16 protein-coding genes are annotated in these 15,477 nt (G+C 29.8%); 1 reads left to right on the top strand and 15 read right to left on the bottom strand.

The genetic code is table 11. From position 1 onward, the window contains the following. The first annotated feature begins 72 nt into the window (after window positions 1-72). Window positions 73-1,122, top strand: a complete 1,050-nt coding sequence (locus TDSAC_RS04460; RefSeq protein ID WP_108309073.1) for a hypothetical protein — start codon at window positions 73-75, stop codon at window positions 1,120-1,122. Here TDSAC_RS04460 and TDSAC_RS04455 read toward each other — a convergent pair. From TDSAC_RS04455 to trmFO, 15 genes are all read right to left on the bottom strand, one after another. Continuing rightward, window positions 1,109-1,738 (bottom strand): ANTAR domain-containing response regulator, encoded by a 630-nt coding sequence (locus tag TDSAC_RS04455; RefSeq protein WP_108309072.1) that lies wholly within the window; start codon window positions 1,736-1,738, stop codon window positions 1,109-1,111. The two genes, TDSAC_RS04460 and TDSAC_RS04455, sit on opposite strands and share 14 nt — an antisense overlap. A gap of 43 nt (window positions 1,739-1,781) precedes the next feature. Next, complete coding sequence (locus TDSAC_RS04450; RefSeq protein ID WP_108309071.1) at window positions 1,782-3,032, bottom strand: histidine kinase dimerization/phosphoacceptor domain -containing protein; 1,251 nt, start codon at window positions 3,030-3,032, stop codon at window positions 1,782-1,784. Then, window positions 3,029-3,646 (bottom strand): phosphoribosyltransferase family protein, encoded by a 618-nt coding sequence (locus TDSAC_RS04445; RefSeq protein WP_108309070.1) that lies wholly within the window; start codon window positions 3,644-3,646, stop codon window positions 3,029-3,031. Before TDSAC_RS04445 ends, TDSAC_RS04450 begins: the two co-directional genes overlap by 4 nt. After that, window positions 3,643-4,341: an orotidine-5'-phosphate decarboxylase gene (gene pyrF / locus TDSAC_RS04440; protein WP_199919928.1), complete on the bottom strand. Its 699-nt coding sequence runs from the start codon at window positions 4,339-4,341 to the stop codon at window positions 3,643-3,645. Before pyrF ends, TDSAC_RS04445 begins: the two co-directional genes overlap by 4 nt. A 49-nt stretch (window positions 4,342-4,390) precedes the next feature. Beyond that, a complete protein-coding gene (locus tag TDSAC_RS04435) occupies window positions 4,391-5,398 on the bottom strand; it encodes an AMIN domain-containing protein (protein ID WP_199919927.1) in 1,008 nt (335 codons plus the stop codon). 165 nt (window positions 5,399-5,563) lie between these two features. Continuing rightward, a complete protein-coding gene (locus tag TDSAC_RS04430) occupies window positions 5,564-6,706 on the bottom strand; it encodes a molybdopterin-binding protein (RefSeq protein WP_199919926.1) in 1,143 nt (380 codons plus the stop codon). Further along, the gene (locus TDSAC_RS04425; protein ID WP_108309066.1) at window positions 6,693-7,190 is read right to left on the bottom strand and encodes a MogA/MoaB family molybdenum cofactor biosynthesis protein; all 498 of its coding nucleotides are present in this window, start codon (window positions 7,188-7,190) and stop codon (window positions 6,693-6,695) included. The genes TDSAC_RS04430 and TDSAC_RS04425 overlap by 14 nt, the downstream gene beginning before the upstream one ends. A gap of 35 nt (window positions 7,191-7,225) precedes the next feature. Beyond that, entirely contained in the window at window positions 7,226-7,690 is a 465-nt protein-coding gene (gene moaC, locus TDSAC_RS04420; protein ID WP_108309065.1) for a cyclic pyranopterin monophosphate synthase MoaC, read from the bottom strand. A gap of 1 nt (window position 7,691) precedes the next feature. Next, entirely contained in the window at window positions 7,692-8,666 is a 975-nt protein-coding gene (gene moaA, locus TDSAC_RS04415) for a GTP 3',8-cyclase MoaA (protein WP_108309064.1), read from the bottom strand. Between the two features lies 1 nt (window position 8,667). Next, window positions 8,668-10,572: a molybdopterin biosynthesis protein gene (locus tag TDSAC_RS04410; RefSeq protein ID WP_108309063.1), complete on the bottom strand. Its 1,905-nt coding sequence runs from the start codon at window positions 10,570-10,572 to the stop codon at window positions 8,668-8,670. A 62-nt stretch (window positions 10,573-10,634) separates the two neighbouring features. Further along, window positions 10,635-11,837, bottom strand: coding sequence for a molybdopterin molybdotransferase MoeA (locus tag TDSAC_RS04405; protein ID WP_108309062.1), 1,203 nt, complete (start codon window positions 11,835-11,837; stop codon window positions 10,635-10,637). A gap of 33 nt (window positions 11,838-11,870) precedes the next feature. Further along, the gene (locus TDSAC_RS04400; protein ID WP_108309061.1) at window positions 11,871-12,485 is read right to left on the bottom strand and encodes an MBL fold metallo-hydrolase; all 615 of its coding nucleotides are present in this window, start codon (window positions 12,483-12,485) and stop codon (window positions 11,871-11,873) included. Window positions 12,486-12,504: 19 nt separating this feature from the next. Continuing rightward, complete coding sequence (gene rph, locus TDSAC_RS04395; protein ID WP_108310314.1) at window positions 12,505-13,230, bottom strand: ribonuclease PH; 726 nt, start codon at window positions 13,228-13,230, stop codon at window positions 12,505-12,507. A 21-nt stretch (window positions 13,231-13,251) separates the two neighbouring features. After that, window positions 13,252-14,148, bottom strand: coding sequence for a tyrosine-type recombinase/integrase (locus TDSAC_RS04390; protein WP_108309060.1), 897 nt, complete (start codon window positions 14,146-14,148; stop codon window positions 13,252-13,254). Beyond that, complete coding sequence (trmFO, locus tag TDSAC_RS04385; RefSeq protein ID WP_108309059.1) at window positions 14,138-15,475, bottom strand: methylenetetrahydrofolate--tRNA-(uracil(54)-C(5))-methyltransferase (FADH(2)-oxidizing) TrmFO; 1,338 nt, start codon at window positions 15,473-15,475, stop codon at window positions 14,138-14,140. Before trmFO ends, TDSAC_RS04390 begins: the two co-directional genes overlap by 11 nt. Window positions 15,476-15,477: the final 2 nt, after the last annotated feature.

Raw genomic sequence — 15,477 nt, 5'->3', positions numbered from 1 at the left:
TTTTCTTTTAAATATAACATTAAGAGGTAAACAAACCAGGATATTTTTTTAAAATTGATATAAAATATTATCATGAATTATTTTAATTACATATCATTTTTAATAGCCTTTCTGGGATTTCAAATTTTAGCAGTAGGTTCTATTAGATCAAAGAACGTATTAACTCTAATTACTACTTTTATTATTTTGAGCGCACTAAACTTCTTACCTATAGTTCTTTTTTACACACTAAACTTACAAATTAACATTATATACTTTGTATTTTCATTATTTGCATTATCAATAATCATAACTCAATTTATTGAGAAAACTTCAATAAAAATTATTTTAATATACTCAACATTTCAAGTTTTATTGATTTACCCACTTTATTCTTTCTTATTTCTACTACTTTCAAAGCAATTCAACTTTTATAATTCACTTAAACTTGCTTTTATTTTTCTGGTAGCACTTTACTCATCCATATCCAGCTTTTCTGTCAGTCAACTTATAGGGCCGCGCATAGGTAGATTTACAAAGGATGGAAGATCTATGGCAATACCAGGAAACAATATACTCTTTATTTATTTTGGCTCATTAACCTTCATATTTTCTACAATTAGCTTCTTCCAGGGATATGATCCAGGTTGGTTACAGTTTGTTTTCTCAAATTTTTCTTTATCAATAATAGCTAGTTCGCTTTCATCCATCTTTATTGCTAAAAAAGTAGACCCCTTAATTTTAATTTCATCACTTTTTACATTTATGATTTTTACTGTTTCCAGTAATCTAATTACCCCATCCTATGTTATTTTAGTTTTAACGTTTATAGTATCATTTATAAATATATACATACAAAACAAAATTGAAGTAAATTTTTTGTTTGACGATCCGCTTTTTCTTGTAGTACCAGTTGCAATAAGCCTGATCTTTCTAATAATTACTTTAAGTTTAATAAAAGGCTTTGGAATAATTTTTATTTTTATTTTTACTATTATTTATATCTGGTTATCAAATCTAATTACTATAAAACTAATAAGCAAATTCTCAAATTTACGATATCATCCTAATCAGGAAGAGATCGGATCAGATCTCTACGAGATAGGTTATGAAGTAAACCCAAAAATATTTAAGGATTTTTGATTCCTTCAGGTATATTCTTAGTTTTTAAAATCAGATCAGAAAGTTCTCTTAAAGAGATTCTATTTTTCATTGAATATTCTTGCATTCTTTTATGTATCTCATTTTCACTCAAGCGAGTTTGTTCTATTATGAACAATTTTGCTCGATATAATGAATTCTTTGTTTTAATTGATTCTTCGAGCTCTATATTTTTTTCTCTTAATATTTTATTATCTTTATATCTCTCAAAGGCAAGAAGAATAGCGCTCTTTAATTCACTAATTCTATATGGTTTCAACAAATAAGAAAAAGCACCAATTTTAGATGCTCTATCTATAAAATCTTTGTTATTATAAGCAGTCAAAAAAACAACAGCACCTAAATCTTCATCTTTTAACCTCTTAGCCAACTTTAAACCGTCCATATGTGGCATCATGATATCTATAATACTTACATCAGGCTTTAATCTAATTATCTCAGAAAGTGCCTCAACACCGTCTTTAGCCTCCCCAATCACTTTAAAACCCTCTCTATCTAATTCCTCCTTCATATCCAATCTAATCAGAAACTCATCATCGGCAATAAAAATTCTTATCTGATCTTTATTCTTAGCTGACAACTTTATATCACTCTTCATACTTTACCTCCAAAACTTTTATTAAAAATAATATCAAAAATTATCAAAAATTTTCTAAGATAATTTCAAATAAAGTCCCCTTCTTTACAGGCACTCGCACAAAGGAGGCGTTCAGGCCATTAATTAAGAGTGCCCTTATAAGATCGCTGCCATATCCTTTAGAAATGAATTCTTCAGATTTAAACTCACCAAAATCTTGATATGTAATTCTAATTTTTTCAAAGCTTTTAACTATTGAGATAAATATTTTGGACTTTTCTTCAGTTAAAAATGCATATTTTAGCGAATTTTGCATTAATTCGATGAGAGCAAGTATTAATAGCAACATTTTCTGATATTCACCTATAAGATCACCATAAACGTACAACTTTTCCCTACCAGAATTAATTAGAACTTTAAATAAACTTTCTAACAACGTTTTAAGAGATAATTCTTCAGAAAGTTTGATTAATTGTTCGTGTACCCTTGCAAGACATTCAAGTTTTATTGAAATATCGTCAATAAGTTCTTTATCAGATAATCTCCGTGATTTTATATTCATTATGCTTTTAATTATTTGAAGATTGTTTTTAATCATATGATTAATTTCCTTCATTGTATTCAACTGTTTTTGTTTTTCAACTTCTAATAATAATTTTTTTGATAAATCCTTTACGACTATAATAAAGTATTTCAATTTATTTTCCTTAAAAATTGGGTGAAATTCTAAATTTGCCATATAATTTTCATTTCTAAGCGTTTTTATAAAAAATTTTGGGCATATAAATTTACTTTTTGAAAGAAATTCCCTCCATATACCCTTATTATAAAAATCAATAACATTTGTAGCCTTTGTACAAATTAGTTTTGCATTAGAAGAGGCATACAGTTCATTAGCGTTCTCATCTAAAACAACAATTCCATCTTCAGACGAAAAATCACTTGCAAACAGCTTTTTGCAGGGGTTTGAATTAAGAGATTGAAGAATCAAAGTATCTTTAAACTCATTAAATTCTCTAAAATTTGGTATATTTTTCGTGTTAAATTTAAACATAATATACGTACTGTAATCCAGATAGTAATATTCTTCGAGATATGTGTAGCCCTTTTCCTTATATAAAAATGGCAACTTATAATCTTTATAACGATTTTTTTTTACAAAATCTAAAAATTTTTTTGATACTGTAGTTGTTTCCTTATTATTTATAATTGCCTCAATATAAAAACTATTCTCATTAATAAAGTTTATCAGAAAAACTTCAACATTAAAAACATTTGATATAAATTTAAATCTCCACTTTTCATTTGATATCATAAATTTTGCAATTTCTTACCCTTACCAAGATCGGTATTAATAGGAATATTCCTTTTACATAGAGGACATTCTTCAGGTTCGTATGATTTAAAATCAATACTTAAAAGGCTTGACAAAAATGGTGAGTCTATGTCCCTAGCATTTACTTTACCCCTATTTACCAAACAGACACTACCTTGAATAATCCCTTTACAATCCTTTACTGCACTAATTACTTTTTTTATCGATGAACCTGTAGTGAGAATATCATCAACTACTAAAATTTTTTTGTTTTCAACAACCTTATCATATCCTCTTTTCAAAACCCTTTTTCCGTTTACTTCTTCAGAAAATACAGATAATATTTCTGTGTTTTTTAAATTTGAACTGTGATAAGCAATCCACTGTGAGAGTATTACTCCACCAATTGTGGGTGCGCAAACAACTTCAAAATCTATATCCCTTACCATAATTGACATCTTCAAACAAAGTTCTGAGACCACTTTTGGTTTTATATATATAGCATCTTTATTAATATAAACTTCACCATGTTTACCCGATGTATACAAAAAATGTCCATAAACAATAGCATTATGTTCTCTTAAAATAGTCAATATTTCATTGTTTTCACTCATTTACTAAACTCCTCAATGATAGATTTTAGTGCATATGATGGTTTTAAATTATTATTTGGTTTTATTATAGGTCTGCCAACCACAATATACGTTGCACCGTTCAATTTTGCTTCATAAGGGGTTGCAAATCTTTCTTGATCATTTTTAAGACTCCACGATGGCCTTATTCCTGGCACAACAAAAATACAGTCTGAAAATTCACTTTTTAAAGCTTTTAGCTCATGAGGACTACAAACAAAACCCCTCAATCCCATATCATAACCAATTCTTGCAAATTTCTTAACAACATCAATAGTTTCATCCTGATTATAAATTTTTTTTGCTTCTTCTTTAGAAAAACTAGTTAAAAGCGTTACCCCTAAAAGCTTGACATCACTTCCATCATCAATACTTTTTAAAGCTTCTTTTATCATCTTTGAGCCACCACTTATGTGTATCGTAAGCATATCAATGTCTAGTTTCGTGAGATTTCTTATGGCCCTAGCCACTGTATTAGGAATATCATACAATTTCATATCTAGAAACACATTACAGTTAAATGATTTTACAATTCTTACAGATTCTTTTATACCAATGGAAGAAATCATTTGATACCCTATTTTAAACCACTTCGTTAATATTGAAAGTTCTCTAACTGTTTCTTCTATTTCTCTTAAATCTTCTAAGTCAAGTGCAACTATTACTTTTGACTCCAATTTATCACCATCCAATGAGTTTGCTGAAAAAACTTAATTTATGCAGAGTTTAAAAGATAGCTCGAAGTATTCCAACAATTGTTTTACCTAAGATTTTATCTATTCCTTGCGAAGATTCTTTAATTTTGCTTGTTTGTGTTGTAGGGTTTGATACAAGATGCTGTGATCCACCAGAGTTAGATGCGATATAATTTAAAGAAGAATATTCTAAAATAGAATTATTAATTAAAGCTATTTTTTGCTGTTCAGATAGATTTCTTGTAATATTTATCCAGTCCCTATTTCCTTCTTTATTAAACATTGCACACAAAACTATTTCTTGCTGTTCAAGTGATAGACTAGCAAAATTTGTATCAGGGTTTATGTTTAAACCAAATCTATTGCAATACTTTATTACATCATCTAAATATCGTGAGGAATTGTTTTCACTAGGAGGTGCCCACGTATAAATAATATTCTTGATAGATTCATTCCCACCATTGTAAAAACCTGGTTTTCTAATAATATTATAGTAAGCAGCATATATGCCAGAATTTATATCTTTATAGCTATTAAACCCACCATATTTAGATCTAAGATTACCTGGATTGTTGACATCGGTATTTCCAATAATTTCTGGCTGCCTCTCAATGAAATTTCTCCTAATATCTTGAAATGAAGTAGAATTGTTTAAATAATCATGTACAGATGAATTATTGTCAACATTTTCTGAACTATTGCTTGGCATTTTAAAATTTCCTATATTAACTTCTAAACCATCGGCTCTTTTAGATACAATATATGGATAATTTTTATCACTTTCTATAACTACTCTAACTTTATTAGGTGTATTTTGAGCAAAGCGAATTTCTCTTGCAATAGGAGATTTCGTTATTATATTGTTCTTCTTAGAAATAATTGAATTATCGATATCTAATACTATTCTTCCATCAGGTAATCTAAAATAATTAAAATTCGGATTACCATGAACGTAAACAAAAACCTCCACTCCATTTTCTGTAGCCTTGTAAGAGATATTTTGTACATTTGACAGTATGTCAGCATAAGCAACGTCCACATTAGTTAGTAAAAAAATTAAAGTTAAAAAGCTAAAAAAAGTTTCATTTCACTCTCACCCCACGATTAAAAAATTAGTTAAATAAAGATTTACTAAATATAATATCTAAAAAATCCTAAGTTAAAGCTAATTTAAAACATTATATCATTTTAACCGGTTAAGAAATTAAAAAACTTGATTAAAAAAATTCGTTCTCTGTATAAATAGCTTTTCATCGAAATAAAAGCCTAAGAATTCAGAATTCAAAAAATTACACTTTTTTAAAATAATTCTACCACTTTCAATATTCTCGCTTTTATACCAATTGCTTCTACCGATTTCAGGCTTTTCTAAAAAATCACAAAAATCAGCAAGATTTTCCACGGGGAGCTTTCTTTGTTTAAATATCAAATTTCGTAAAATTAGATAATAAAGCGCTACACTTGCTTGTATAATTCCGGAGAAGCCTAAAATTAACTTATTTTCACACAAATAAGCATAACTATTTTTGCCTACAGGAGTATTGAAAATCTCAAATATTGGATTAGCCTTTTTATTTAAAACTCCTCTAATAAGATCTCTTTTCCCTTTACCAGTCGAACCAATAAACAATATTATATCGCTATTCAAATTTTCTTCTAAAATTTCTTCTAAAAGGTATTCTTCATCAGCAATTGGACCTGAATGAATTACATTAAAACCATCAAACTGTGCAATAGGAGCAATTATCCAGCTTGATAGAGGTGTAACATTAGGTTCATCACTTTCATTAACTAACTCAGATCCAGTATTAATTATACTTAAATTTAATCTTTTAAAAACTTTAACAAATCTAATATTTAAAAGTTCTAAGGCAAATTTATCTTTATAAGAAATTTTTTTGCCACGCGAGAAAATTTTTTCACCAGATTTAAGTTCACTTCCTGGTTTTATCCAATTATTTTTAGTATCATCAGCTATCGGAATTATATAACTATCCTTAACATCTACATCTTCTATCTTAAAGAATTTCAGTTCTTCTTTTATTTCCTTTACAGCGGAGCCAGTAGCAAGAAATACACAGCAGCCCTCCTCTATAGAAAAATTCAATTCATCTTTAGGATATATTTCTTTAATTAATTTAAATGGAGAATTGCCTTTGCATAGATATCCATCATATTTACTAATAAAACAGTTAGGGTAATTTTCTTTTAAAATTATGTCTTCACTTAATATTTCGCCTACGCAATCAGAAGATAAAACCTCTTGTGAACCAACAGAAGGTAAATATTTTAAAAGTTCTTCAACTATTTCTGAATAGTTTCTTTTATTCCTCTTATGTTCTTGCACAATTTTTGTCCCAACCCATTAATATATCAATTCCATGTTCAAGAGGATCAATAACAAAGTTTAAACACTCTTCTACTGCCTTTACACTACCAGGTAAATTTAAAATTATTGTCTTCATTCTAATTCCACATATTCCTCTTGTAAGCATTGCTCTATTGGTTTTTTTAAGACTAAGACTTCTCATAGCCTCAGGAATTCCGGGTATCTCTTTTTCTATAACTTCTCTAGTAGCTTCAGGTGTGATATCTCTTTCAGAAAAACCTGTTCCACCAGTTGTTAAAATTAGGTTTATTTTTTGGTTAGAAAGTTCAATCAGCTTTTCTATCAATAAATTCTTTTCATCTGGCAAAATTTCATAACAAGACAGTAAAAAACCCCTTTCTTTACAAATTTCAATAATTTTTTCCCCACTAAGGTCTTCTCTTTCTCCTTTGTATCCAGAATCAGATAGCGTTACTACGGCAAATGTAACTTTTTTATCCATAGTTTACACCTCAAAAAAGTTTTTTTATTAATTTATTAGGTATACTCATATGTGCCAGATTTGCCACCAGATTTATATAATAACTTTACATCCTCGATAACAGCTCCTCTTTCAACAGCTTTTATCATATCGTAAATCGTTAATGCTGCTAAATTAACTGCTACCAACGCTTCCATTTCCACTCCAGTTTTAAAATTAGTTTTTACTTGAGAAAATATCATGATCCCATTTTCTTTAACCTCAAAATCTATACTAATTTGATTAATTGGTATTGGATGAGTTAATGGGATCAGTTCCCATGTTTTTTTTGCAGCTAAAATCCCAGCAATTCTTGCTGTGGAAAATATATCACCTTTTGGAATATTTTGATCCTTTATTATATTAAGAGTTTTTTCGGTCAATCTAATAAAAGCTTGAGCTTTAGCCTCTCTTATAGTATCAATCTTTTTTCCAATATCTACCATATGAGCTTTTCCTTTATTATCTAAATGAGTAAACATTTTATCCTCCAATAGCAGACATGTTTCTATGATAAATTTCTCTAGCTTTTTGAATATACGGATGACCTTTTGGCTTATAAAACAAAGTTTCTAAAATAAATTTTTTTATTTCTTCGTCAGTTAAATTTGATCTTAGTTTTTCTTTTAAATTATATTCAACGTCAGAGAACAAACAAAGCCTTATCATTCCATCTGATGTAATTCTTATTCTGTTACATTTCGCACAAAAGTGTTTGCTAAGTGGAGAAATAAAACCTATAGTACCCTTTGAGTTTTCAAGCTTGTAATATTCTGCTGGACCATTTCCAAAAGGACCCTTTGTGCTTTCAAGCTTAAAAAACTTCGATATATTTTCCATTATTTCCTCACAACTAATAAACTTATCATTTTGATCGTTATCCCCAATAGGCATTATCTCAATAAATCTTACGTGAATTTCTCTCTCCCTTGTAAGATTTGCAAGAGCAATCAGATCATCTTGATCGTTAATCCCTTTCATGACAACTACGTTTAACTTCACAGGATTAAAACCTACTGAAATAGCCTTTTCTATTCCTTCTAAAACGTCTATAAGAGTACCCTTTCGAGTAATACTTGTAAATCTTTCACAATTTAAAGTATCAAGACTAATGTTTAATCTCCTTAACCCTGATTTAAATAAATCTTCAGCATATATCTTTAATAGGGAACCGTTGGTAGTAAGGGACACATCGTCCAGTTTGATTTCTGTTATTCTTCTAATAAGTTCTACTACATTTTTTCTTACTAATGGTTCTCCCCCTGTTAATCTCACTTTCTTTATTCCTAATTCCTTTAAAATCTTTATAATCCTAACTATTTCTTCAAAACGCAAAATTTCTTCGTGAGGAATAAAATTTACACCTTCCTCAGGCATACAATAGATACATCTATAGTTACATCTATCGGTAATTGAAATTCTAGCATAATCTATATTTCTTCCAAATAAATCTACCAATTTAAACCTCCCTTATTTTACCCGTATCAGAAAAATCATAACCGCTAAAATTTAAATTCGCATCAATAAAGGATTTACTTTTAATTAAGTCAATCAAAGACAAAATCTTAGGATCATTTAAACTATTTTTACAAATACAAAGTTCAAAATTTTCTTTTTTCCAGGGAATAAAATCCAAACCCAAAAAATCAGCAGTATATTGAATGCCAAAAGCAACATCTGCAACCGAACTAAGAATGCTAGTAGCTGCAGCATAATGCGTAAAAACTTCATTTTCATAGCCCAAAATTTGAGACGGCTTTATCCCCAACTTATTCATCTCATAATCCAAAAGCACTCTAGTACCAGCACCTTTTTGCCTGTTAACTATTCTTAAGCCTTTCGATACTATGTCTTCAAGACTTTGTACATTAAAAGGATTTCCCTTTTTTACCATCATACCCTGTTGCCTATATGCTAACATTACCAATATTGTATCACCTTTATCAAAATATTTTAATATAAATGGAATATTATATTCTCCCGTCTCACTATCAAACAAATGAGTTGCTGCAACGTGACATAATCCATCCTTTAACGAGGCTATGCCAGCCAAACTTCCTGAAGGGGAAGAAACAATTCTTAACTTAAAATCTTTATATAATTTTGATGAAATATATGGTAAAAGGGGATCGTTACTGCCAAGTACTACAATCGAATTCTCACTAAGATCTTCTTTTCTCCAAAATATAAAGTCAAAACTTTCTTGTTCAGTACTCCCTTGTATTCCCTTCTCTAAAATACAGATACCATCAGCATACAATAAAGAAGAAACCGAGCTAGAAGACCTATTTAAAGGATAAAAATATATTTTGTCTTTAATCTTTGCTACCTGTCCTCGTATCCTCTCTTCTTCTCCAGAGCTTGAAGTTATAGGTTTGTAAATACTTACAGGGGACTTTTTAGTGAATTCTACTTTCCCGGTCATCGTGTTTAAAACAGGTTTAACAAAGTAATCCAAAATAACTGCGCAAGCAGCAGAATAACCTGGTAAACCAATAAAAATCGATTTATTAATAGAACCAAGTATAACTGGCTTTCCTGGTCTTAAATAAACTCCATGTGCAAGTAACTTGCCATTTTCTTCCAAAATACTTGCAGTATAATCGTCTCTGCCAAATGAAGATCCGCCTATCATTAGTATTAAGTCAAATTCGGAATATTTATTTAGATATTCTTGTAAAACCTTAATATTGTCAGGCAATATTGGTGTCTCTTCTACTATAGCTTTATGTTCCTTTAGAAAATAAGATATAGCTGGTCCATTAAAGTTAAAGTACATATTTTTATCAAGATTTTCGTAACTATTTGTAATTTCGTCTCCTGTTGCAATTATTACAGCCCTTGGTCTTTTGTTTACAGTTACAATATCGTTTCCGGTAGCTAAAAGTGACATAATTTCAAAAGTAGAAATCTCTTGCCCTCCATAAACAACTATTTCTCCTGGATTAAAATCTTCTCCAATTAACCTAATATTTTCTCCAGGATGCATTGCTTCAAATATAGTGATAGACCCGTCTGGATTTTGTCTGGTTTTCTCTACCATCACCACACAATCAAACGGATGTGGAATAAAATCGCCTGTATCAACTTCAATAAACTTATCCTTATTAATCCTGAGAGGAGAGTGAACACTTGCTTCTTTTGTAGATTTTGCGACAAGCGCATATCCATCCATAGCAGAAGATTGAAAGTTAGGACATGTAATTTTAGCTATAATATTCTTACTTGCAATTCTGCCGCCTGCATTAACTGTTTTTATTTCTTCAGAACCAATAGGACTTTTATTTATCAATTTAACCTCATCTAACAAAAGCTCAAGAGCATCTTTAGGATCCATTAACTTTCTATATAGCTTTCTGGCCATATTAACACCCCTCAAATAATAAAATTAAATATTATTAATAATTATTCTAAAAAACTCTTAAATTAGTCCCAAAGATAGATTTCTACTTCTTCGCCTTCTAAAATAATTTCTCTATCCTCAGGTATTTTTATTATAAATTCTGATTTAGTAGCTAAAGATATATAATCAGACTTACTTAATAAAGGAATTATAAAATTGTTTTTTCTATAACCCATAACCAAATCAACTCTGCCAGGAACAGAAAAAACAGGTTCACCCAAAATTCCTTTATCCGATTTCGGATAGCAATTCTTATCTCCACCAAGTTTTTTTAAAACCGAAATTCCAACAAGATTAAGATGAATCATTACAGGTAATGGATGACCAGGAAAGCCTATGATTGGAATATTATTTTTCTTTCCAAGTAAGAGTGGCTTTCCAGGCTTTACAAGAAAACCATGATGAATAATTTCTCCAAAATTTTTTATTACCTCCTCAATATAATCTCTTTCACCAACTGAACTTCCCCCAGAAATAAATATACAATCACAATTTTCTAATGCATACTCAAACTTTTCTTCAAGATCTTTTTTGCTGTCTTTTACAATTCCAAAAAAAAGCGCCTCTGCATAATTTTTTATTCCATTAACAATTAATGGCCCATTAGCATCATATACTTTAGAAATTGATATCTCTTCTTTATAAGGAATTATTTCATCACCTGTAGAAATTATTGCCACTCGAGGTTTTCTATAAACTTTTACTTTTTCAAAACCAGCTGCAGCCAAAAGGGCACTATCTCTAAAATTAATCCTTTTTCCCTTATTTATAAGAACACTTCCTTCCATAAAGTCTTCGCCCTTTTTTAATACGTTTTCAAAATAAGAAATTGGTTTATATATTTCAACAAAGTCACCAGAAACTTTTGCATGTTCAATCATTACAACACCATCAGAATTACCTGGAAGTGAACTTCCAGTAGCAACCCTTACACATCCCCCCTTTTCAATATCTATGGGAGAATCATTTACCCTTTGCTCTCCTAGAAGCTTTAATAACACAGGAGTGTTTTCACTTGCACCAAAGGTTTCTTCAGAAAAAACCGCAAAACCATCAACACTTGAGCGATTTGATAATGGTAGAGAAAATTTTGAAAAAACATCTTCAAAGGAGACTCTATTATTCAATTCAAAAACATTTAATTCTTCACAATCTTCTATAGGGGAAAAAAGATCGCAAAAGTTTAAAGCTTTTTGAAAAGATGATAGCTTTAAAAATTTAATCATACTTTCTATAACCCCCAAATATACTTTTCAACACTATAGAAATGAAATAAAGTAAGGATTATTTTTTTGTTCACGTTTCAAAGAAGTTGATGGTCCATGCCCTGGCAATACAGTATAATCAACTTCTATTTCAGATAGTCTTCTTAAGGTTTTCTTCATCAAAGCCTTATCCCCACCAGGCAAATCCATTCTACCAATAGAGTCCTTAAAAAGAGTATCTCCCGTAAACATGTAATTTTCAATTATATAAATAACAGATCCAGGAGTATGTCCAGGAGTTTCAAGCACTCTTACTTTATGACTATCTAGTTTAATTATACCTTCTTGAACATACAGATCAGCTTTGACACTACAAGGTATCCCAAACTGCTTTGAAAGGTTAAGTTCAGGATTCTCAATAATCTCTTTTTCATTGATAGATACAATAATTTTAGGATTAAATTTTTCTTTTAACATATTTACAGCCATAATATGATCTGCGTGCCCGTGAGTCAAAAGAATCCACTTTAATTTTTTGCCATCAAATTCTCTTGAAATTCTTTCGCCTTCGTCACCAGGATCTATGAGAGCTATATTGTTGTCATCAAAGTCAATAATATAACAGTTCGCACCAATAAACCCCACGCTTAGAGCCTTGATTTTCATCATTGGCACCTCAATTTCAATTTTAACGTGTAAGCTTTAACACTTTTTTTTGTATAGCTATTATCTTTTCTATCCCAATATAAGCAATATAAAGTATCTCATTTAATTTTTCTTTGGAAAATGGTTTTTTTTCTGCAGTTCCTTGAATTTCTATAATTTCTCTATTTTCGTTAGCAATTATATTAAGATCTACATCAGCAACAACGTCTTCCTCAAAATTTGGATCTAATATAACTTCATCGTTTAAAATTGCTACAGAAACAGCAGCAACATAATATTTCAGTGGACTAGCTTTTATTAGTCCATATTCTTTTAATTTCCTTAATGCAAGCACAAGAGCAACAAAACCACCTGTTATACTCGCACACCTTGTTCCTGCATCAGCTTGTATTACTTCTGCATCTATATATATTGTTCTTTCACCAAGAAGGCTTAGATCTACAGCGCTTCTTAGTGACCTACCTATTATTCTTTGAATTTCTTGATTTCTACCAGAAACTTTACCAGAAGTGCTCTCTCTAACATTTCTATCTTGAGTAGCACGGGGTATCATGCTATACTCGCTGGTAATCCATCCGCTACCAGAACCCTTTAAAAAGGGTGGTACTTTATCTTCAACTGAAGCATTACAAATAACTTTTGTATTACCAAAAGAGATCAAAACACTCCCTTCAGGATAAATCAAAAAATCTTTAATAATTTCAATATGTCTTAATTCATCATTTTTTCTCGTCTTATCAAGCCTAATTTTTAACACTCCTCTCGAATTTTACTTTTCTAATTTATCTAGTGATTTGTAGTATTCTGTTTTTATAGTTTTTTCAGTTAATTTAGCATAAATATTTGTAGTATTAATATTTTCATGACCCAAAATTTCTTGAATATATTTTAATTCTACTCCTTGATTGAGTAAAAAGGTTGCTAAAGAGTGCCTAAGCTGGTGTGGCGTAATCCTTTTCCCGGTTTGGGTTTCCCAGATATTAGATACAATATATCTAATCATTCTCTCGCTAATTTTGTTCTTTAACCTCGAAAGGAGAAGATATTGGCAATTTGTTTTTAGTTTTTGTCTTTCATTAATGTATTTTTTTAAGAAATCCTTTGTAAAATTTGTAAAAAAGACAATTCTCTCTTTGTTTCCTTTCCCAATTATCCTAATTTCATTTCTATCAAAATTTATATCTTCTATCTTAATATTTTCTAATTCACTTATTCTTATGCCTGTGTTGAATAGTAAAAGAATAATAAGAGAATTTCTAATATTGTAAAAGTTATTGGAAGTAAAATTTTTGCTAATCACATCAGCTATATCTGAAGAATTTAAATACTTTGGCAACATTCTATCTTTTTTTGGATTTTTTAAAGTCAAAGATAATTTGTTCTCTATAACGTCAATCTTATAAAGATAATCTAAAAATGATTTAATTGCAGAAATTTTTCTTGAAATAGAAGTTTTTTTTAGTAACTTTGAATTCTGATCCTTTATTAACCAATCGTAAGTTAACTTTATTATTTCAAGTTCATTTAAATTATTTTTTGAATTCTTTAAAAATCCAAACCAGTTAATAAGGTCGCTCCTATATGCTCTAATAGTATTATTAGAGCATAGTTTACTAAACTGTAAATAATCCAAAAAATCAAAAATCTGATTTTTCCTAATTTTCATAATAGTATTTGAAATCAGAGAGATATTTATTTAATTCACGTAAAGACCTCTTTGCATACTCTTCATATCTTCTTTTCTTGTTCATCTTCTCAAAAAGAGGTGGCAATAAACCAAATGACGCATTCATTGGAGCAGGTTTTTCGGCTGAAACATTAATAATATGATTTATCAAAGAACCTAACATTGTGGTTCTTGGTAAAATAAGATAAGATTTTCCCTGAATTTTTAGGTGTAAATTTATTGCAGCCAGTAATCCTGTTGCAATCGCCTCAATATAACCTTCTGTCCCAATGATCTGGCCTGCAAAAAAAAGATTGTTGATTTTTTTTGATTCTAAATTTTCTTTAATTAACGAGGAAGAATTAAAGTAAATATTTTTATGCATTACTCCATACCTTACAAATTCAGCATTTTTTAGAGCTGGAATAAATCTGAATATCCTATCTTGCTCTTTAAAAGGAAGCCTTGTTTGAAATCCAACCATGTTAAATAATGTTTTATCTTTATTTTCAGACCTGAGCTGAACCACACAATATGGTTCTTTATTTGTTCTTGGATCTTTTAACCCTTTTGGCTTTAATGGACCATACAAAAGTGTATTTCTACCTCTCCTAGCCAATTCTTCTATTGGCATACAACCTTCAAAATATTTTTCCTCATCCGGAAAATGACTTCTTATACTATCAGCTTTTGTCAGTTCTTCATAAAAAATATTGTATTCTTCTTCTGACATTGGACAATTTAAATACGCACTATCTCCCTTATTATATCTGTTTGCCCAGAATGCAAAATTTAAATCGATAGAATCATACCTTATAATAGGCGATGTAGCATCATAAAAATACAAATCTTTGCTATCCAAAAATTTTTGAAAATATTTAAATAAATTTTCAGATGTTAAAGGCCCAGTTGCCACTATAGTAAAAGTGTTTTCTGGAATTTCTCTTACTTCTTCCCTAATAACACTAACATTTGGATAAGAGATTATCTTATCAGTAACTCGCCTGGAAAACTCTTCTCTGTCAACTGCAAGCGCTTGTCCTGCCTCTACTGAAGAAATTTCAGCTAATTTTATTAGAGTGGATCCTAGGATTCTAATTTCTTCTTTAAGCAAACCTGAAGCTGAAAAAACACTTTTATTTCCCAATGAATTACTACATACAAGTTCTGCAAATAAATCTGTTTTATGAACAGGGGTCTTAACTTTCGGCCTCATTTCATAAATGTTTAATAAATATCCTCTCTCAAGCAAAAAAAGAGCCGCTTCGCTTCCGGCCAATCCTGCACCTATTATGTTTATTCTGTCTTTTTCTTTATTAAAATACATTT

It is taken from the genome of Thermodesulfobium acidiphilum, assembly GCF_003057965.1.
GTDB classification, from domain to species: Bacteria; Thermodesulfobiota; Thermodesulfobiia; order Thermodesulfobiales; family Thermodesulfobiaceae; genus Thermodesulfobium; species Thermodesulfobium acidiphilum.
This window is presented reverse-complemented; position numbering and strand designations above follow the sequence as displayed.

Bases quoted from the DNA above. Each gene is read 5' to 3' on its own strand.
- TDSAC_RS04450 (WP_108309071.1), bottom strand. From the start codon at position 3,032: ATGATATCAAATGAAAAGTGGAGATTTAAATTTATATCAAATGTTTTT.
- TDSAC_RS04425 (WP_108309066.1), bottom strand. From the start codon at position 7,190: ATGGATAAAAAAGTTACATTTGCCGTAGTAACGCTATCTGATTCTGGA.
- TDSAC_RS04460 (WP_108309073.1), top strand. From the start codon at position 73: ATGAATTATTTTAATTACATATCATTTTTAATAGCCTTTCTGGGATTT.
- TDSAC_RS04405 (WP_108309062.1), bottom strand. From the start codon at position 11,837: ATGATTAAATTTTTAAAGCTATCATCTTTTCAAAAAGCTTTAAACTTT.
- trmFO (WP_108309059.1), bottom strand. From the start codon at position 15,475: ATGTATTTTAATAAAGAAAAAGACAGAATAAACATAATAGGTGCAGGA.
- TDSAC_RS04400 (WP_108309061.1), bottom strand. From the start codon at position 12,485: ATGATGAAAATCAAGGCTCTAAGCGTGGGGTTTATTGGTGCGAACTGT.
- moaC (WP_108309065.1), bottom strand. From the start codon at position 7,690: ATGTTTACTCATTTAGATAATAAAGGAAAAGCTCATATGGTAGATATT.
- TDSAC_RS04445 (WP_108309070.1), bottom strand. From the start codon at position 3,646: ATGAGTGAAAACAATGAAATATTGACTATTTTAAGAGAACATAATGCT.
- TDSAC_RS04455 (WP_108309072.1), bottom strand. From the start codon at position 1,738: ATGAAGAGTGATATAAAGTTGTCAGCTAAGAATAAAGATCAGATAAGA.
- TDSAC_RS04410 (WP_108309063.1), bottom strand. From the start codon at position 10,572: ATGGCCAGAAAGCTATATAGAAAGTTAATGGATCCTAAAGATGCTCTT.
- TDSAC_RS04390 (WP_108309060.1), bottom strand. From the start codon at position 14,148: ATGAAAATTAGGAAAAATCAGATTTTTGATTTTTTGGATTATTTACAG.